The 17720-nt window shown below is 68.7% G+C and carries 16 protein-coding genes; 8 read left to right on the plus strand and 8 right to left on the minus strand.

Annotation, left to right across the window (positions count from 1 at the left end):
* Nucleotides 1–20 precede the first annotated feature (20 nt).
* Nucleotides 21–1448 carry a DNA-3-methyladenine glycosylase 2 family protein gene (locus tag AC07WJ_RS09395; RefSeq protein WP_494934292.1) on the plus strand — a complete coding sequence of 476 codons (1428 nt, stop codon included), beginning with the start codon at nt 21–23 and terminating at the stop codon, nt 1446–1448.
* Between the two features lie 48 nt (nt 1449–1496).
* On the opposite strand, the gene AC07WJ_RS09400 is transcribed toward AC07WJ_RS09395, so the two are convergent.
* The 6 genes from AC07WJ_RS09400 to AC07WJ_RS09425 all read right to left on the minus strand — a co-directional run bounded on the left by AC07WJ_RS09400 (nt 1497) and on the right by AC07WJ_RS09425 (nt 6876).
* Nucleotides 1497–1907 carry a nuclear transport factor 2 family protein gene (locus tag AC07WJ_RS09400; protein WP_494934293.1) on the minus strand — a complete coding sequence of 137 codons (411 nt, stop codon included), beginning with the start codon at nt 1905–1907 and terminating at the stop codon, nt 1497–1499.
* 175 nt (nt 1908–2082) lie between these two features.
* Nucleotides 2083–3228 (minus strand): acyl-CoA dehydrogenase family protein, encoded by a 1146-nt coding sequence (locus AC07WJ_RS09405; protein WP_494934294.1) that lies wholly within the window; start codon nt 3226–3228, stop codon nt 2083–2085.
* Nucleotides 3229–3266: 38 nt separating this feature from the next.
* Entirely contained in the window at nt 3267–3878 is a 612-nt protein-coding gene (locus tag AC07WJ_RS09410; RefSeq protein WP_494934295.1) for an OsmC family protein, read from the minus strand.
* Nucleotides 3879–3924: 46 nt separating this feature from the next.
* Nucleotides 3925–4719: an ABC transporter ATP-binding protein gene (locus AC07WJ_RS09415; protein ID WP_494934296.1), complete on the minus strand. Its 795-nt coding sequence runs from the start codon at nt 4717–4719 to the stop codon at nt 3925–3927.
* Nucleotides 4713–5717: an ABC transporter permease gene (locus AC07WJ_RS09420; RefSeq protein WP_494934297.1), complete on the minus strand. Its 1005-nt coding sequence runs from the start codon at nt 5715–5717 to the stop codon at nt 4713–4715. Before AC07WJ_RS09420 ends, AC07WJ_RS09415 begins: the two co-directional genes overlap by 7 nt.
* Before the next feature lie 4 nt (nt 5718–5721).
* Nucleotides 5722–6876 (minus strand): ABC transporter substrate-binding protein, encoded by a 1155-nt coding sequence (locus tag AC07WJ_RS09425; protein WP_494934298.1) that lies wholly within the window; start codon nt 6874–6876, stop codon nt 5722–5724.
* Nucleotides 6877–7189: 313 nt separating this feature from the next.
* On the opposite strand from AC07WJ_RS09425, the gene AC07WJ_RS09430 reads away from it, so the two are divergent.
* Nucleotides 7190–8065, plus strand: a complete 876-nt coding sequence (locus tag AC07WJ_RS09430; RefSeq protein WP_494934299.1) for a dihydrodipicolinate synthase family protein — start codon at nt 7190–7192, stop codon at nt 8063–8065.
* A 171-nt stretch (nt 8066–8236) separates the two neighbouring features.
* Nucleotides 8237–9256, plus strand: a complete 1020-nt coding sequence (locus AC07WJ_RS09435; RefSeq protein ID WP_494934300.1) for a Bug family tripartite tricarboxylate transporter substrate binding protein — start codon at nt 8237–8239, stop codon at nt 9254–9256.
* Nucleotides 9257–9756: 500 nt separating this feature from the next.
* Here AC07WJ_RS09435 and AC07WJ_RS09440 read toward each other — a convergent pair whose 3' ends face one another.
* Nucleotides 9757–10785 carry an ABC transporter substrate-binding protein gene (locus tag AC07WJ_RS09440; protein WP_494934301.1) on the minus strand — a complete coding sequence of 343 codons (1029 nt, stop codon included), beginning with the start codon at nt 10783–10785 and terminating at the stop codon, nt 9757–9759.
* A 49-nt stretch (nt 10786–10834) separates the two neighbouring features.
* Nucleotides 10835–11926 carry an LLM class flavin-dependent oxidoreductase gene (locus AC07WJ_RS09445; RefSeq protein WP_494934302.1) on the minus strand — a complete coding sequence of 364 codons (1092 nt, stop codon included), beginning with the start codon at nt 11924–11926 and terminating at the stop codon, nt 10835–10837.
* A 271-nt stretch (nt 11927–12197) separates the two neighbouring features.
* On the opposite strand from AC07WJ_RS09445, the gene AC07WJ_RS09450 reads away from it, so the two are divergent.
* The 5 genes from AC07WJ_RS09450 (at nt 12198) to AC07WJ_RS09470 (ending at nt 17692) form a co-directional block, all read left to right on the plus strand.
* Entirely contained in the window at nt 12198–13778 is a 1581-nt protein-coding gene (locus AC07WJ_RS09450; RefSeq protein ID WP_494934303.1) for a GMC oxidoreductase, read from the plus strand.
* A complete protein-coding gene (locus tag AC07WJ_RS09455; RefSeq protein ID WP_494934304.1) occupies nt 13775–14218 on the plus strand; it encodes a hypothetical protein in 444 nt (147 codons plus the stop codon). Before AC07WJ_RS09450 ends, AC07WJ_RS09455 begins: the two co-directional genes overlap by 4 nt.
* Nucleotides 14215–15105: an alpha/beta fold hydrolase gene (locus tag AC07WJ_RS09460; protein ID WP_494934305.1), complete on the plus strand. Its 891-nt coding sequence runs from the start codon at nt 14215–14217 to the stop codon at nt 15103–15105. The genes AC07WJ_RS09455 and AC07WJ_RS09460 overlap by 4 nt, the downstream gene beginning before the upstream one ends.
* 207 nt (nt 15106–15312) lie before the next feature.
* Nucleotides 15313–16176 (plus strand): LysR family transcriptional regulator, encoded by an 864-nt coding sequence (locus AC07WJ_RS09465; protein WP_494934306.1) that lies wholly within the window; start codon nt 15313–15315, stop codon nt 16174–16176.
* A 169-nt stretch (nt 16177–16345) separates the two neighbouring features.
* Nucleotides 16346–17692 carry a tetratricopeptide repeat protein gene (locus tag AC07WJ_RS09470; RefSeq protein ID WP_494934307.1) on the plus strand — a complete coding sequence of 449 codons (1347 nt, stop codon included), beginning with the start codon at nt 16346–16348 and terminating at the stop codon, nt 17690–17692.
* Nucleotides 17693–17720 lie beyond the last annotated feature (28 nt).

Below are 17720 nucleotides of genomic sequence, written 5' to 3' on the forward strand. Positions count from 1 at the left end.
CGACCTGCCATGATCGGCCGATGACCCTGGACCACGACGCCTGCTACCGGATTTTCCTGGCGCGCGACCGGCGTTTCGACGGGCGTATTTTCATCGGCGTCCGCACCACGGGCATCTATTGCCGGCCGATCTGCCCAGCGCCGCCGCCCAAGCAGCGCAATGTCAGCTTCTACGATTCGGCGGCGGCGGCGGGCGAAGCCGGATTCCGGCCCTGCCTGCGCTGCCGGCCGGAGGTGTCGCCTGAATTCGCGGCCTGGAAGGGCAGCTCGAATACCGTGTCGCGCGCGCTTCGGCTGATCGAGGGCGGGGCGCTGGACCATATGACGGTGGATGCCTTCGCCGAGCGGCTCGGCATCGGCGCCCGGCAGCTCCGGCGCCTGTTCGTCGATCATGTCGGCGCACCGCCGACAGCCTTCGCGCAGACCCGGCGCGTGCACATGGCCAAACAACTGGTCCAGGAGACCGACCTGCCGATCGTCCAGGTGGCGCTCGCCGCCGGCTATCGCAGCCTTCGACGCTTCAATGAAGCCTTCAGCGCCATGTTCGGCCGTCCGCCGGCAAGCCTGCGCAAGGCTTCGGCGAGCGCCGGCGCAGCAACCGACCGCCATCTCACGTTGCACCTGTCCTTCGCGCCGCCCTATGACTGGGCCGCGATGATCCGCACACTGGCCTTGCGGGCCGCGACCGGTGTCGAAGTCGTGACCGGGGACCGTTATCGCCGGACCATCGCCCTTGACGGTGCCCAGGGGACTGTATCGGTGGAGCCCGCGGGCCAGGACCGGCTGCGTGTCGACCTGGCCTTTCCGAAACTCGGCGCCTTGCCCGACATCATCGCGCGGCTGCGCGCCCTCTTCGATCTCGCGGCCGATCCGCAGACCCTGGTCGAGCATCTCGGCCGCGATCCGGATCTTGCGCCGCTGGTTGCGGCGCGACCGGGGTTGCGTGTCGCCGGTTCCTGGGACGGCTTCGAACTGGTGGTCCGCAGCGTGTTCGGCGAGCGCCTGACGCGCCCCGCCGCGCCGGCGCTTCTGGCGGCCTTCGTCCAGGCCTTCGGCGAGCCGCTGGCAAGCCCGGCCGAGGGCCTGACGCATCTGTTTCCCGTGGCGGAGCGGTTGCACAATGCCGATCTGACGGTGGTCGGCATGACCCCGGCGCAGGCCGGCGCGATCGGATCCTATGCCGGTTCGGTGCTGCGCGATCCGGCCCCGATCAAGCTTTACGCGCCGATCGAGGAGACGGTCGAGCGCCTGGCGGCGCTGCCGGGTTTCGACCGGGAGACGGCGGCGGCGATCGCCACGCGTTTCGCCCAGCCGACCGATGACGTCTCCGGCATCGACGCAAGCCTGCTCGGCGCCTATGAACCCCGGCGCCCGTGGCGGGCCTATGCGGCGGTTCATCTGATCGCGGCGAACCGGCTCGCCTTGCCGGACTATGCGGACGCCGCCTGACCGGTGCAGGCGGAGAAGAGGCCGTTGGCGGCCTCTTCCATGGAAAATTCAATCCGGAAACTGGATCAGGGCATCGAACGTCTTGCCCTGCCGCAGCGCCTGTAGCGGGGCGGTGTCGCTGTAGACGATCTCTTCGATGATCCGGCCGTCGCGCAAGGTCAGCTTGTCGACGCCGCGCCAGGTGATGGCCTGGGCGCCGATGCGGTTGGTGCATTCCCATTCGATGACGACGACGTCGCCGCGCGATGTCCAGCCGGCCAGCGACCAGGTCAGGTCGGGTGAGATCTTGCGGGTCAGGTCGTTGAGCTTGCCGATCTCGCTGCCCTTGATGACGCGCTGGGCGAAGGGATAATGCAGCAGCCCCTCGGGGTGCCACAGCGCCAGAAAGGCATCGCCGTCGCGTGCCGCCCAGGCCGCGGCGAAGCGGTTGACGAAGGTCTGTTTCTCGGTGTCGGTCATGGCCGGTCTCCTCCTGCGATGGACGACGCATAGGGGAGGGAGGGTGGCCGGTCTGGCGGCGATCGGACGGGACTAAGGGGAGGGGGGAGGCGTCGCCCACCCTCGCCCAGCGCAGCGAAAAACCCTCTCCCTCTGGGAGAGGGTGGTTTCGTCAGCACTTTTCCCATTGGTGCCGTCAAACCCCGAGCGCGATCTTGCCGGCGCTGGTCAGCACTGAATCGGCCTGCGGTGAGTGGACCCGGGCGCAGAGCACGTCGCGCAGGTGGCGTTCCAGGGGATTGCCGCGGGTCAGGCCAGGATTGCCGGAAACCTCCACCGCCTTCTGCACCGCCGCGATGGAATTGGCGTTGATCGTATATTTGGCGAGGAAGCTCTCATGGGGTGGGGGTGGTGCGCCCTGGTCGACCTTGTCGGCGAGGCTCAGCAGCAGCCGATTGGTCTGCAACAGGGCGTCGATCTCGCCGACCGCTTCCTGCATGCGTGGCAAGGTGGAAAGCGGAGCGCCGAGATTGGCCGGCGCGCGGGTCCTCAGAAAAGTGATGAGCCAGTTGCGGGCGGCCCGCGCCACGCCGTCATAGACGGTGGCGAAGAGGAGGGCGGGCCAGGCGGCGGCCGCCGGATCGGCTTCCGCCCAGGCGGCCGGCAGGCGAATGTCGACGGCATGGTCGTCGGGCACCACGGCATTGTCGAGGATCGCGTCGTGGCTGCCGCTGGCGCGCATGCCGAGATGGTCCCAGGTCTCGACAATGGTCAGGCCGGGCGTGCCGCGCGGCACCAGAAAGGTGCCGACCCGGGGCGTCGCCTCGTCGGTTTTGGCCCAGATGGCGTTCCAGGTGAGCACCGGCGAACCGGTGGAAAAGATCTTGTGGCCGGAGATCGACCAACCGCCGTCGATCTTGCGGGCGAGGGTCGCGGGTATGCCGCCGCGCACCGGCGTGCCGAGGTCGGGCTCGACCCGGAAATTATTGGCGAAGGCGCCGTCGACGACCGCCGAGCGGGCGACCTTGGCGCGCATCGCCTCCGACCAGTGCGGATTGCGCCTCAACTGCGAGTGAAAGAGATATTGCTGGGCCAGTACCAGGGCGGTCGAGGGCTCGCCCTGGGCAATGGTGTTGACCACGGCGAGCGCCTGGGCAAGGCCCGCCTCGCGGCCGCCGAATGCGCGCGCCGTGACGAGCCCGGGCAGATTGGCCTGCCGCAGCCGCTCGATATTGTCGAAGGGAAAGGCGCCGGTCGCGTCGTGATGGGCGGCTGTCCTGGCGAAATCCTGCGCCAGCGCCTGCGTGACATAATCGAGGCCGGCAATGTCACCCATATACATGACGCTCTTCCCTCATCGCTCGCCGGTGCCGGTCCTGCTCAGGCGGCCACGGCCGCGACCGCTTTCGGCTTGGCGGCCTTGGCCGCGCCATTGCCCGGTTTGGCGGGTTTGGCCTTGGCCTGGCCCGGTTTGATCAGGTCGACCGAACCGGAGATCGCCTGCGGCTTCTTCAGGAGATTGAGGATCGGGCAGAAGCGCTCGACCGCCTCTTCCAGGCCGGCGATGACCTTGGCGCTGGCCGGGGAGACGATCCTGACGGTGTAGGCGAGGTCATGCGGATGCACCGGTACCTGCGGGAAGTCCGGGTGCGAGCCGCGGCCGTCAAGGGTGCCGGTGACCTCGACCTCCAGCGTTTCGATCGGCACTTTGTGGATCGCCGCCTGGATCAGGTAGCTGTGGGTGAGGCAGCTGCCGAGAACGCCGAGCTGCAGCTCCGGCGAGCTCGGTCCGAGATTGTAGCCGGCGAAATCCGGCGGGCTGTCGGTGACCACCTGGAAGTCACGGATGCGAATGCGGCGAATGCCGCTGCGCCCCTCGGCGCTGACCTTGGCGGCGATCGGCTGCGGACCGAGCTCGCCTTTCTCGATGCGGGTCTTGCGGGCGAGGACCGCGGCGCGCTTCTCGATCAGGTAGTCGTTCAGATGGGTCATCGGAAAGGTCCTTTCAGGAGGCGGGCGAAGGCAATGAGCAGGGCGGTCACCATGTCGCGTCGAGGCCGAGCAGGCCGAGCACCTGTCGGCGCAGGTCGGCCAGATGCGGGTCGCCGCGATGGCGCGGATAGGGACGGTCGACGGCGATCTCCGCCTTGATGCGCGCCGGACGGTCGGAGAACACCACCACGCGTGTGGCCATGAACAGGGCCTCTTCCACGTCATGGGTGACCAGAAGCGTGGTGAAGCCGGCGCGCTGCCAGAGCGCGACGATCTCGGATTGCATGGACAGCCGCGTCAGGCTGTCGAGCTTGCCGAGCGGCTCGTCCAGAATGAGCAGGCTCGGCTCGTTGACGAGCGCTCGCGCCAGCGCCACGCGTTGCGCCATGCCACCCGACAATTGATGCGGATAGGCCTTGGCGAAGGCCTGGAGGCCGACCAGCCTGAGGGCCTCGTCGATCCGGTGCCGGTGGCTGCGGATCAGGCCCTGCGCTTCCAGTCCGAGGGCGACATTGTCGTAGACGGTGCGCCAGGGAAACAAGGTCGGATCCTGGAACACCACGACGCGGGATGGATCCGGCCGGTCGATCGTCGCGCCGTCGCTGGCGAGGCTGCCCGATGTCGGCGGTTCGAGCCCGGCGACCAGGCGGAGAAGCGTGGACTTGCCGCAGCCGGAGGGGCCGAGCAGGGCGACGAATTCGCCGGGCTCCGCGGTCAGGCTGACGCGGTCGAGCACCGGCAGCGGCTGGCCCTCCAGCGTGAAGCGATGCGAGACGTCGCGGATGTCGAGACGGGCGCCGGCAAGGGTCGTTGCCGGCGCGGCTGCGAGCGCGCTCACCATTTGACGATGCCTTTCTGCCAGCCGAGCAGGTGATCGCGCAGGCGGAACAGGAGCGTGATCAGCGTCGAGCAGATCAGGGTCATGACCAGGAGGGCGGCATACATGTTGCCGTAGGCGGCCCAGCCCTGGGCCCATTGCAGGTACCAGCCGAGGCCGGCCTTGACCCCGAGCATTTCGGCGACCACCAGCACGGCGAAGGACGAGCCGAGCCCCATGAACAGGCCGACGAAGACATGCGGCATGGCGGCGGGAATGGCGACCTTGAAGATCAGGAAGCGCTTGCTGGCGCCGAGCGTGCGCGCCACGTCGTAATAGGCTGTCGGCACCGCCGCGACGCCCGACCAGGTCAGGATGGTGGTCGGGAAGGCGGTGGCCAGCGCCACCAGGAAGACGCTGGCGCTCCAGCTCGACGGGAAGGCGAAGAAGGCGATCGGCAGCCAGGCGGTCGCCGGCAGCGGACCGATGAAGCGCAACACCGGATGGACCCAGTAGCCGATGCGTTGCGACCAGCCGACCGAAATGCCCAGCACGAAGCCGGTGAGCGCGCCGATGAGATAACCCGTGGCATGCAATCTCAGCGAATGCAGGATGCTGATGCCGAGCTTGGCATAGTCGTCGGTGAACACCTCGATCAATGCCTGGGGCGGCGGGAAGAAGGGCTGCGGCAGGATGTCGGTCTTCGCCGCCAGCACCTCCCAGAGCGCCACGAAGAGCGGGAAGACCAGGAGCCAGGGGCCGAGCCGGGTCAGCCGGGCGGAGGCGCGGCCGGTGACGGCGCCGGTCAGCACGGCCGCGAACAGGCCGAGGCCGACCAGCCCGAGGATGACCGCGAGCGGCGTGGTGCGCGACCACTCGCCGACATCCTCGAACCAGAAGGTGATGGCGGCGGTGGCGAGCCATGCCGTGCCGGCGGCGATGCCGGTGGACCAGATCCGCCGCCGCGATCGCGGTACGGTTTCGACGACGGCGTCGAGTGTTGTGCTGTCGATGGCGGTCATGGCGTCAGCTCAGCACGTCGGCATAGACACGATCGGCGAAACGCGCGGAATCGGTGTTCGGCTTGAACACGGAAACCGCCTTCAGCTCGTCGGCATAGAGCCGCAACTGCGCCTTCAGGTCGTTGCCGACCGGATGGTTGCCGTGGGTGTGGTAGCGCACCAGCGCGGTCAGGTCCTCGATCGGCGAATTGGGCGGGGCAAAGCGCGAGAAGATGCGGGCCGATTCCTCCGGGTGGTGCACCAGGTAGTCCTGGGCCTCGAGGGTCGCCGCGGTCAGCGCGCGGGCGACCGCCCGCTCGCCGCGCACCAGGCTGCCGCGAATGCCGAGGATGCAGCAGGTGCGCTCGGCGAATTCGCCGTGCAGGTTGGACGAGATCTCGGTGAGCTTGCCGTCCTTCAGCCAGAGAAAGGTCTTCGGGTCGGCATCGGCCAGCGCGTGAGCCTCGCCCTTCTCCACCGCGGCGCGCAGCAATTCGCCGGGGAACTGGCGCCATTCGACATCGCGTTCGGCGTCGATGCCGAGCTTGTGGAACTGGATGGCGAACAGGTTCTTGGTCGGCGCGGTCATGTCGGCGACCGCAATCGTCTTGCCCTTCAGGTCGCTCAGCGAGCGAATGCCCGAGGCGGTGGGCGCCAGAAGCCGCATGCAGCCGCCATGGGTGCCAGCGGTGATCTTGACGTCGAAGCCCTGCTCCAGGGGCTTCAGCCAGCGCAACGCCATGCCGACGCCGGCATCGGCTTTCGCGGTGGCGATCGCTTCCAGCAACTGGTCGGTCGAGCCGCCGAAATTGATCAGCTCGACGTCGAGATTGTATTTCTCGAAAATCCGCTGCTCGACGCCGACGAGCGGACCGGAGAGGCAAATGGCGCTGGCGTTCCAAGCCACCTTGAGCGAGCGTTTCTCGGCGAGGCGTTCGCGCGGCAGGGCGCCGGCCTGGGCATGGGCGTGGGTCGAAACCGGCGTCGCGCACATCGTCTCGCGCGCCAGCCGGTCGAAGGCCTCGACATCGAAACCGCGTGCCGGCAGGGCCCTGGCGCCGAAGGCGGCCAATGTGCCCATGGCGCCGGCGAGACCAAAGCTCGCGACCAGCCGGCGTCGGGAAAAGCCGGTCGCGGCGGTGTCCGGGAGGGCAGTTGCGGCGGAGAGTTGAGACGGCATGTCGGACATCGCGGGCTTGCTCCAGTCTGTTCCTGCGCGGGGCGGCAAAGGCCAAAGCATCCCCGTTCGCCGACCGGGAGGTCGGCGGCCAAAAGGCTCTCGTTTTCGACATTCGAACCGGCGGCCGAACCCTGGCCGCCCTTGTCCCGCATTGTCGGGGAACGGCTGTTCGGGTCAATAGTTGAGGATTTCGAATTCTATTTGAGAATGAGGAGCTTCATCTCGAAGAACCGGATTAGAAGATGATTTCGCCAATAACCGGGGGGATCAATAGGTCCGCCCGGCCAGTGTCGCTCGATCCGGAGGTCCACCCATGACGTCCTTTCACGGTGTCTATCCCTATCTGGTTTCGCCGGTCGACGCCGATGGGCGGATCAGGACCGCGGTGCTGGAGCGTCTCGCCTCCGACCTCGTCGACAAGGGCGTGCACGGCCTGACGCCGCTCGGCTCGACCGGCGAGTTCGCCTATCTCGACCGGGCGCAGCGATTGACCGTGGTGGAGGCGACGCTGGCCGCCGCGGCCGGCCGCGTACCGGTCATCGCCGGCGTCGCCGCCACCGCGACGGCCGATGCGGTGGCCCAGGCGCGGGCCTATCAGAAGGCCGGCGCGTCGGGCATCCTGGCGATCTGCGAAGCCTATTTCCCGCTGAAGGACGCCGCGATCGAGACCTATTTCCGTGCGATCGCCGATGCCGTCGACATTCCCGTGGTGCTCTACACCAATCCGAATTTCCAACGCTCGGACCTGTCGCTGGAGGTCATCGAGCGCCTGGCCGGCCATCCGCGCATCGTCGCCATCAAGGACGCTTCGACCAATACCGGCCGGCTCCTGTCGATCCTCAACCGCTGCGGCGACGATCTCGCCGTCTTCGCGGCTTCCGCCCATATCCCGGCGGCGGTCATGCTGATCGGTGGGGTCGGCTGGATGGCGGGGCCCGCCTGCCTCATTCCGCGCGAGAGCGTGGTGCTCTACGAGCTCTGCCGGCGCGGCGCCTGGGACGAGGCCATGGCGCGGCAGAGCAGGCTCTGGCGGATCAATGAGATCTTCGCCCGCTTCAATCTCGCCGCCTGCATCAAGGCCGGGCTGGAAGCGCAGGGCTATGCGGTCGGCGATCCCGTGCCGCCGCAACCGGGGCTTTCCACCGAAGACCGCAAGGTCGTCGCGGCCGCGCTCGAAGGTTTGTCCTAACGTAAGGGCGGTCCCGGAGCCGGTTCTGCTTTGCCAGGATCAATCTTTAGTGCCCCATTTCATTGAGGATACGGACGGCATCGAAGATCATCGGCCTTGTCGAAATAGAGGCCGGACTGTCGATCGAACCCGCATGGTTTGCTCGCGGCGGCCGGCTCGAGAGGTCAAGCCGTGGCACACCCATCCCATCCCATCGCCCTCGACCCCGCGCGGGCCATCGGGCGCCGCGCCCTTCTGGCCGGTCTCGGCGCCCTGTTCGCCGCGCATCCGGCGCTGGCTCAGTCCGGCCTGCGGCTGCCCGACGGCAATGCCCGCTTCATCGTGCCTTTCGCGCCGGGCGGCAGCGTCGACGTGCTCGGCCGCGCGGTCGCGAAGGCCGTTTCCGAGACGCCCGGCCTGCAGGTCGTGGTCGAGAATGTCGCGGGTGGGTCGACCAATCTCGGCTCCGAGCGGGTCGCGAAGTCGGCGCCCGATGGCCTGACCGTTCTGGTCGCCAGCGACAGCCTGGCGATCAACAAGAGCCTGTTCCGTGATCTCGGCTTCGATCCGGTGGCCAGTTTCGAGCCGGTAACGCTGGCGATCAGCGCGCCGCAGATCCTGGTGACCCATCCGAAATCGGGCTTCTCCGACATCGCCGGCTTCGTCGCGGCGGTGCGCGCCCGTCCGGGCGGCCTGAATGTCGGACTGCCCGGCCTCGGCGTCATCGGCCATCTGGCCAGCGAAGTGGTCAATCTCCGGCTCGGCGGGCTGAAGGTGAACCACATTCCCTATAATGGCGGCGCGCCGGCGACCCGCGATCTCATCGGCGGTCATCTCGATGCCCTCTACATCACGCTGCCGGCGGTGACCTCGCAGGTGCGCGAAGGATCCCTGGCCGGTCTCGCGGTGACCTCCGCGGCGCGCTCCAGGGCGCTGCCCGAGGTGCCGAGCTTCGCCGAAGCGCTGATCCCCGGCCTCGACCTGGTCAGCTGGCAAGGCTTTCTGCTGCCGGCCGGAACCAGGCGCGAGCTAGTCGAGGGCTGGCACGCCCTGATCGCCGGGGCCCTGAAGAGCCCGGAGGTCGTGCGCACGCTGTCGGGCCTCGGCTTCGACATCATCGCCGAGGGCCCGAAGGCCTTCGGCGCCTTGATCAAGGCCGATGTCGCGCGTTTCGCCGATGTCGTGCGCGAGGCGGGGTTGGCGCGCTCGTGACCTCGCGGACGCGACCTTGCCGGCTTGCCCAGGTGCATGAGCCGGTTGCCGGAACGTCGATCTCCGCCGCCGGCGTGGCCGGCGCCGATCGCCTTGCCGGAACCAATGGAGTGCCGCGGCGTTTCATCGGCAACGCGCTGGCGCGGCGGCGACAGGCCGTCGCAGCCGAAAGCCGGCGTTTCCGCCTGATCGCGCTGTGCGCTGGCGCATGAACCGATCGGGCTTACCGTGCCACTCATTGGTTACGGGCCGCATGGCGCGGCTCCGGTCCCGGAGGGACGGCCATGATCTCGTACAAGCATTCTCAAGATTGCTTCGTCGCATCGGCATCCAACCGGACTTCGGCGACGACCACCCGCGCAGCCAGCCCCCGGCGCGAGCCGCGCTTCATCCGGGCAGACAGGCAGGCCGGCTCGGCCGAGGCCCGTGCTCCGCGCACCAAACGCCTCGCCCAGGGGTGGGTTCGCGCCTTCCTGCGCGAAGGGCTCTGATCGACCAGCCTACCGCGCCGCGCTCTTCAGCGCCCGGTCATAGAGCGCCTGGTCGAACAGCCCGTCGGTCGACGGCGCGGCGGCGAAATCGCCGAGCTCGACCTGATAGGCCAATAGTGCCTCGGTGGCCGCGCGGATGTCCTTGGGATCGTTGACATAGCTGATGGCGGGAGAGGCCAGCGCGCGAGCGATGGTGGCTTCCGCCACCAGACCGCCGCCGAGCACGGCCAGCACATGCGGCGCGGCCTTGGCCGGGTCCTTGGCGACGATTTCGGTTGCCCGGTGGAACAGGCCGACGAAACGTTCGGCCGCCTGGGCCTGGTTCTTCAGGAAGGCGCCGGAGGCCGCGACCACCACGCCCGGGATGTTCGGAAACATGTCGGGTGAATTGACGATGCGCCGGACCCGCGGGTCGCGCTCGATGACCAGCGTCGCGGAAGGTTCGAGCAGTGTGCCGCCGTCGATGGCGCTGGCGAGCATGGCCTGCTGCACCACCTCGATGCCCATATTGGCGATTTCGACATCGGCGCGGTCGACCTTGCCGACCTTCCACAGCCAGTGATGCAAGGCCACCGTCGGCACGCCGCCGGGCGGCAAGGTGCCGAGCTTGGCCTTGCGGCCCTGGGCGGCGCGGAAGGCGGCGAAGGCCCTGGCCGGATCATTGCCGTTGTCGGCGAAGGCCTTGGCCAGGACGGGCCCGGCGCAAAAGGCCGAACCGCCGGTCGCCGCCGCCGAGATCACCTGGGTCTCGAAGCCGCGCGAGCGGGCAACCGCCACCGGCGCCACGCCGATGACCAGGACGTCGATCGTGCCGGAGGCGAAGGCCTGAATGGCATTCGGTCCGGAATCGAATTTGCTCAGCGTCAGGTTCAGGTCGGCGGCGCGCGCCGAGCCGTCGCCGGCCAGCACGAACAGCGCGCTGGCGCCGATGACCGGCACGAAGCCGACACGCACGGCGAGCGCCCCCTGGGCGGCGAGCGGCGCGGCGCCGAGGCCGGCGCCGGCCGCGGCGGCGATGAAGGTCCTGCGATCGATCATGATTGTCCCCGCAACGTGGTGCCGGGGCTCAATAGCACTTTGCGCCGGCTCACGCTGCGGCCGCGCCGGCCTGTTCCGCCCGCCGGGCGGTCAGCTCACGGGTGAGCGGGATCAACGTGCGGCCATAGTCGACGGCATCGGCGAGAGGCTCGAAACCGCGGATCAGGAAGGTGCTGACGCCGAGATCGTAATAGTCGACCAGGGCATCGGCGACCTGTTCGGGCGTGCCGACCAGCGAGGTCGAATTGCCGCGTGCGCCGGTAAGCGCCGCAATGCCGGTCCAGAGCCGCTTGTCGAGGCGCGAACCCTTGGCGGCGGCTTCGAGCAGGCGCAGCGAACCGGAATTGACCGGTTCCCTGGCGCGCGTGAAACCGGTCTTGTCGGCAAGCTCGCGGGCGCGGTCGAGGATCTCGTCGGCGCGTTTCCAGGCCTGTTCCTCGGTATCGGCGAGGATCGGCCGCAGCGACAGGCTGAAGCGCGGCTTGCGGCCGTGCTGAGCCGCTGCGGCGCGGACCCGGCCGGTCAGCTCGCGCACTTGGTCATGGGTCTCGCCCCAGAGCGCATAGATATCGGCATATTGGCCGGCGACCGGAATGGCCGCGTCGGAGGCGCCGCCGAAATAGATGGGTATATGCGGCTTCTGCACCGGCTTGACCGTCGAGAACGCCCGCTCGAAACGGTAGAACCGGCCATGATGGTCGAACGGCTGGTCACTGGTCCAGACCCGGCGCACCACGTCGAGATATTCGCCGGTGCGGGCGTAACGCTCGTCCTTGGTCAGGAAGTCGCCGTCCTGGCGCTGCTCGGCATCGTCGCCGCCCGAGATGATGTGGACCGCGATCCGGCCGCCGGTGAACTGGTCGAGGGTGGCGAACTGGCGGGCCGCCAGCGTCGGCTGGGTGAAGCCCGGGCGATGGGCGATCATCAGACCGAGCCTGGATGTCACCGAGGCTGCGTGTGAAGCCACCAGGATGCTTTCCGGCGAGGTCGAATGAAAGGCGACCAGGGCCCGGTCGAAGCCGGAAGCCTCATGGGCGCGGGCGACCGTCTCGACATGAGCGACGTCGATGACCGGGCCGGTCGGCGGGATGATCTCGGAACTCTCGCGGGTCGCGATATAGCCGATGAATTCGATGCTCATGAGCCCGTCCTTGGTCAAACCGCGCCGCGCCAGGCGCATTCGGCTCATGATGGCGCGGGAATGATGGAGAGTGCTTCCGAATATCGGGCGACGGGGAGAACGAAAGCGATGGGCCGCAAGGCAGCCACGCCGAAATGTTTCTCCGTTGCCCAAACGGCCGCCGGGCGCCAGGATGGAACAGGTCTAATCAATGCCGACGGACGGCATCCGGTCCTCGACGCGGCCGGCACGCCGGACGATCACAATGGGCAGTGCAGGGGGGCCGGGGGGCATGGGCGACAGGCGCGAGCCGGTGGATGTCGTGGTGGTCGGCGCGGGCTTTGGAGGCGCGGCCTTTGCCTGGCGGCTCTCCGAGCAGCGGCCGGATCTGAAGATCGTCGTGCTGGACCGCGGCGGCCCGGCCGATTACGCGGCCATGCCGATGCAGACGGCCGGCTGGCAGCGTGCCTTTCTCGGCTCCTGGGCGCCGTCGCCGAACATGCGGCTGGCCGCCGGCGCCGTGACGCCCTCCGCCGACTATCCGATCGACGACAGCAATTCCGCGTTCAAGCCGCTGATGTGGAATGGTTTCGGCGGCTCGACGATCAATTGGGCGGCGCATTTCCCGCGCCTCCATCCATCGGATTTCCGTACCCGCTCGCTCGACGGCGTCGGCGACGACTGGCCGTTCAGCTATGCCGACCTCGAACCTTATTACGACCTGAACGACCAGCGCATGGGTGTCGCGGGACTGTCGGGGGATCCCGCCTATCCGCCGAAGCCCGAGCGGATCATGCCGCCGGTCGCGCCCGGCCGCATGGGCAATCTCGCCGCGCGGGCCTTCGACAAGCTCGGCTGGCACTGGTGGCCGGTCGATGCCGCCATCAACACGGTGGCCCATGCCGGCCGTCCGGCCTGCAATCATTGCGGCCCGTGCCTGACCGGCTGCACCACCATGGCCAAGGCCTCGGTCGACCAGACCTATCTCGCCGATGCGGTGCGATCAGGCGTCGACCTGCGCGGCCATGCGGTGGTGGTCGAAGTGGAGATCGCGGCGGGCCGGGCGACCGGGGTGCGCTATCGCGACGGCGCGGGCCGCGACGTGGTCCAGCCGGCGGCCGCCGTCGTGGTTGCCGGCAACGGCATCGGCACGGCCCGCCTGCTGCTCGCCTCCGGCGTTTCGTCGCCGGCGCTCGGGCAGAACCTGATGTTTCATGGCGGCGCCTATGTCCGTGGACTGTTCCGCGAGGAGCTGGATGGCCCGGTCGGTCCCGGCGGCTGCGCCATCTACAGCCATGAGTTCTACGAAACCGATCTCAGCCGAGGCTTCACCCGGGGCATCCACCTCCAGGTGACCCGCGAGAACCCGCTGATGACCCAGGCTTCGCGGCTGGCGACGCCCTGGGGCGCCGAATCACAGGCGCTGGTGCGTGACGAGTTCAAGCGCTCCATGGCCGTGCTCGTGCTCAACGAAGACCTGCCCGAGGCCCATAACCGGGTGACCCTGACGGACCGGATCGAGGCCGATGGCCTGCCGGGGGTGAAGCTCGACTACACTGTCTCCGAACACACCCGCAAAGCACTCGATTTCGGCCTGGACCGGGCCGAAGAGGTGTTGCGGGCGGCCGGCGCGGTCTCGACGGTGCGTGTCGACCTCGCCCCGTTCACCGGCTGGCATCTGCTCGGCACCGCCCGGATGGGCTCCGATCCCGCGACCTCGGTGACCGACGGGCATGGCCGTTGCCATGCTGTCGCCAATCTCCTCGTGGCTGATGGCAGCCTGTTTCCAACCGTCGGCGCGGTGAATCCCGGCTCGACCATCGGGGCCCTGGGCTTACGCATCGCCGACGATCTTGCGAGGGATATGGCATGACCGAGACCTTCTCCGACAGCTTTCTCGATGCGGTCATCGATGGCTTGCTGCCGGGTGAGACGGAAGCGGCGCGGGCGCCGGCTTTGCCGGCGGCCAGCCGCGCGGGCCTTGCCGGACGATCCTACGGCGCCCGGCACGCGCCGGTTCTGGCCGCGATCAGCGCGGAGGCGGGCGGCCAGCAGGCCTTCACCGCCGCCGGGCCGGCGCCACGCATGCGCAGCCTCGCGGCCGTCGAGCAGGCGATGTTCGGGCCGTTCCGGGCGCTCGTCCAGGAACTGGTCGCCGACTATCACGAGCAGCCGCAGGTGCTCGCCGCCTATGGCTGGCGGGTCGAGCCGCCGCAGCCGCTCGGGCACCGGATCGAGGCCGCCGACGCCGAGACCTGGGCCGGCCTCGACAAGGTCAAGGCGCGCGGCCGGATCTGGCGGGTGACGCCATGACCCCGTCGGCTTTTCCCCGCTTCCGCCCGTTCGAGGTCGAGGTCGGCCAGGCGCGCATCGCCGGTGTCGTCGGCGGCGAGGGGCCGCCGGTGCTGCTGCTGCACGGCTATCCCCAGACCAGTCTCGCCTGGCGCCATATCGCGCCGGTGCTGGCGCAATATCACACCGTGGTGGCGACCGACCTGCGTGGTTATGGCGACAGCATCGGTCCGGTCGGCGTCTCGGCCGAGGCCTATTCGAAACGGGTGATGGCCCAGGACCAGATCGCCGTGATGGCTCATCTCGGCTTCAATCGCTTCGCGGTGGTCGGTCATGACCGGGGTGCGCGGGTCGGCTACCGCATGGCGCTGGACGCACCGCAGGCGGTTTCGGCCTTCGCCTCGCTGACCGTCATCCCGACCGCCGACATGTGGCGGCGCGCGGATCGGGCCTTCGGGCTCGCCGCCTATCACTGGTTCCTGCTGGCCCAGCCCTACGATTTCCCGGAACGGCTGATCGGCGCCGACCCGGACTATTTCATCGAAGTCACGCTCGAGCGGATGGCCCTGGCGCCCTCCGCCTTCGCCGATGCCCTGGATGCCTACCGCCACGCCTTCCGCAAGCCCGAGGTTCGCCACGCCATGTGCCAGGACTACCGGGCCGGCGCGAGCGTCGACCTGAGCCACGACCAGGCCGATCTCAGCGACGGACGGAAATTGCGTTGTCCGGTGCTGGTGCTCTGGCCGGAACACAAGGCGCCGGCCATCCCGCCGCTCGACAGCTGGCGACCCTGGGTCGGTGCACCGGTGTTCGGCCGGGCGCTCCCCGGTTGTGGCCATCTCCTGCCGGAAGAGGCGCCGGACGCGGTGCTGGCCGACCTGACCCCGTTCCTGGGCGAGGCAAGCTAGCCCAGCCGCGCAGTCTTCATGGCCGGTTGGTTTCGCTGCAGACAAGTCGTGGATATCAGGGACAGGCCCGGTGCCCGGGACACGCCCGGTCCTGGCCAGGTTTGTCCCTGATATCCACGACTTCAACCCCATTGCTCATCGTCACGGTCCATCCGGGGGCGTCAGCCCAATCAGGCCAAGCGATATGAAATCAGGGCCTCGGCAACCATGCCCCATCTTCCCCTCAACGGCCTCAAGGCGTTCGAAGCGGCGGCGCGACACCTGAGCTTCACCAAGGCGGGGATGGAGCTGCGGGTCAGCCAGGCAGCCGTCAGCCATCAGGTGAAGAACCTGGAGGACCGCCTGGGCACGCAGCTGTTCCACCGGCTGCCCCGGGGGCTGGCTCTCACCGACGAAGGGCTGGCCTTGCTGCCGGTGATCGCCGAATCCTTCAGCCGGATGCGCCTGACGATCGATCAGTTCGAAAAGGGGCAGTTTCGCAGCATCGTCACGGTCGGCGCCGTTGGAACCTTTGCGACCGGCTGGCTCTTGCAGCGGCTGCCCGATTTCCACGATGCCAATCCCTTCATCGATCTTCGTCTCCGGACCAATAACAACCTGGTCGACATTGCCGGCGAGGGCCTGGACTATGCGATCCGTTACGGCGACGGCTTCTGGCACGCGACCGAAGCCGTTCCGCTGCTGACCGCCCCCTTGTCGCCGGTCTGCTCGCCGGCCATTGCCGAGCGCCTTAGGGAGCCGGCGGATCTCCGAAACGAAACGCTGCTGCGCTCCTACCGCACCGACGAATGGATCCAGTGGTTTGCCGCCGCCGGCGTCGCCTGCCCGACGATCAAGGGCGCCATCTTCGATTCGTCGCTGACGATGGCCGCGGCCGCCGCCCAGGGCGCCGGCATCGCGCTGTTGCCGGTGGCGATGTTCGAACGCGAGATCGCCCAAGGGCGCCTCGTCCGCCCGTTCGCCATCGACGTCCAGATCGGGCGGTATTGGCTCACGAGCCTGAATTCGAAACGAAAGACCGATGCCATGCGCGCGTTTCAGGCCTGGTTGCTGCGCTGCATCGACGCCTGAGTGCGCTCCGCTTGGCGGACCAGGGCGGCCCCTGCGGCGACCTGGCTCCCCGTCACACGACTGCGTGATGCCGGTAACACCGGCCGGGGCTCCCGCGAACAGGCATCATGAGCCGGCGCGGGTACCGCGGTGCCCGCCGATCGGCCGATCCGACAGCGGGAGCCAGCGCATGATCGTCGATCGTTACCAGGGCGCCCATAGCGCCGGGAGAGCCGCCGTCGCCCGTTTCGAGATCGCGGTGCGGGCGGTGGCGGCGCATCGACCGGAAGCGGCGGCGGCGCTGGCCGATGCCCTGGCACTCGATCCCGACATGATCGCGGCCCATGCCTTGCGCGGCTTTTCGGCGGTCATGCTGGCGCGCCACAGCCATGCCGTGAGTGCCGCGGAAGCGCTGGCTCGCGCCCGCGCGGCGGCGGCGATGCAGGGCGGCACACCAGGGGAAAGGGCCCTGGTGGAGGCGCTGGGCCATGCCGTGCGTGGCGGTTATGGCGCCGCCGCGGCCCGGCTCGAAGCGCATCTCGACGACAGCCCGCGCGACCTGCTCGCGTTCAAGCTGTCCCATGCGCTGCGTTTCATGGGCGGCGACCGGACGGGCATGCTGGCCGCCTCGACCCGGCTCCAAAGCCACTGGAGCGCTGCGACGCCCGGCTTCGGCTTTTTCCTGGGGTGCCATGCCTTCGGCATCGAGGAGACCGGCGACTATGCGACCGCCGAACGGCTCGGCCGCCGGGCAGTCGAGATCGAACCGGACGATGCCTGGGGCATTCACGCCGTCTCGCATGTCCACGAGATGTCCGGACGTATCGGCGATGGGGTGGCCTGGCTGGAATCCTGTCGCGCAACCTGGTCCGGTTGCAGCAATTTCGCCTTCCATGTCGCCTGGCACCTCGGTCTGTTTCATCTCGAGGCCGGCCGTCTGGATGCCGCCCTCGATCTCTATGATCGCGACATCCGGCCGACCGCCAGCGAGGAGTTCCGCGACACGGCCAATGCGATTTCCTTCCTCTGGCGACTGCGCCAGGAAGGCGTGGACGGCGGCGACCGCTGGCGCGAGCTTGCCGATATCGCGCGCCGGCACCGCCGCGACACGACGCTGGTCTTCGCCTCGCTGCATTATCTGCTGGCCCTGCTGGCGGCGGGTGACCTGCCGGGCGCGCGCGACGTCGTGCTGGCGCTCGGGAGCCGCGCCGGCGGCGGCCATGGCGACCAGTCGCGCGTGGCGGCCGAGGTTGGCGCCGATCTCGCCCAGGTCCTGCTCGGGCTCGCAGGCACGGCGAGGGCCGATCTCTCGAACCTGGTGCGGCGCCTGGCGGGCATCGGCGGAAGCAATGCCCAGCGGGACGTGTTCCTGCGTTCGCTGGCGCTGGCCTCGGCCGATCGCGGCGATGATCAGGCGACGCGGATGATCCTTGGAGCCCGCCAGCGGCTGCAACGGGAGGACCGGTTCGCGCGGCTCGCCGCGGCGCGTCTCGGAACGGCCCTCGGCGCGGTGCCGGCCGAGCTTTGCGTCGCCTGATCCGCGGCGACGGGCCCGCGCCAGGCGG

This window comes from Phreatobacter sp. GW821-FHT04C01 (assembly GCF_059420385.1).

Bases quoted from the DNA above. Each gene is read 5' to 3' on its own strand.
- AC07WJ_RS09430 (WP_494934299.1), top strand. From the start codon at position 7,190: ATGACGTCCTTTCACGGTGTCTATCCCTATCTGGTTTCGCCGGTCGAC.
- AC07WJ_RS09470 (WP_494934307.1), top strand. From the start codon at position 16,346: ATGATCGTCGATCGTTACCAGGGCGCCCATAGCGCCGGGAGAGCCGCC.
- AC07WJ_RS09405 (WP_494934294.1), bottom strand. From the start codon at position 3,228: ATGTATATGGGTGACATTGCCGGCCTCGATTATGTCACGCAGGCGCTG.
- AC07WJ_RS09395 (WP_494934292.1), top strand. From the start codon at position 21: ATGACCCTGGACCACGACGCCTGCTACCGGATTTTCCTGGCGCGCGAC.
- AC07WJ_RS09400 (WP_494934293.1), bottom strand. From the start codon at position 1,907: ATGACCGACACCGAGAAACAGACCTTCGTCAACCGCTTCGCCGCGGCC.
- AC07WJ_RS09445 (WP_494934302.1), bottom strand. From the start codon at position 11,926: ATGAGCATCGAATTCATCGGCTATATCGCGACCCGCGAGAGTTCCGAG.
- AC07WJ_RS09440 (WP_494934301.1), bottom strand. From the start codon at position 10,785: ATGATCGATCGCAGGACCTTCATCGCCGCCGCGGCCGGCGCCGGCCTC.
- AC07WJ_RS09425 (WP_494934298.1), bottom strand. From the start codon at position 6,876: ATGCCGTCTCAACTCTCCGCCGCAACTGCCCTCCCGGACACCGCCGCG.
- AC07WJ_RS09450 (WP_494934303.1), top strand. From the start codon at position 12,198: ATGGGCGACAGGCGCGAGCCGGTGGATGTCGTGGTGGTCGGCGCGGGC.
- AC07WJ_RS09415 (WP_494934296.1), bottom strand. From the start codon at position 4,719: ATGGTGAGCGCGCTCGCAGCCGCGCCGGCAACGACCCTTGCCGGCGCC.
- AC07WJ_RS09465 (WP_494934306.1), top strand. From the start codon at position 15,313: ATGCCCCATCTTCCCCTCAACGGCCTCAAGGCGTTCGAAGCGGCGGCG.
- AC07WJ_RS09420 (WP_494934297.1), bottom strand. From the start codon at position 5,717: ATGACCGCCATCGACAGCACAACACTCGACGCCGTCGTCGAAACCGTA.
- AC07WJ_RS09455 (WP_494934304.1), top strand. From the start codon at position 13,775: ATGACCGAGACCTTCTCCGACAGCTTTCTCGATGCGGTCATCGATGGC.
- AC07WJ_RS09410 (WP_494934295.1), bottom strand. From the start codon at position 3,878: ATGACCCATCTGAACGACTACCTGATCGAGAAGCGCGCCGCGGTCCTC.
- AC07WJ_RS09460 (WP_494934305.1), top strand. From the start codon at position 14,215: ATGACCCCGTCGGCTTTTCCCCGCTTCCGCCCGTTCGAGGTCGAGGTC.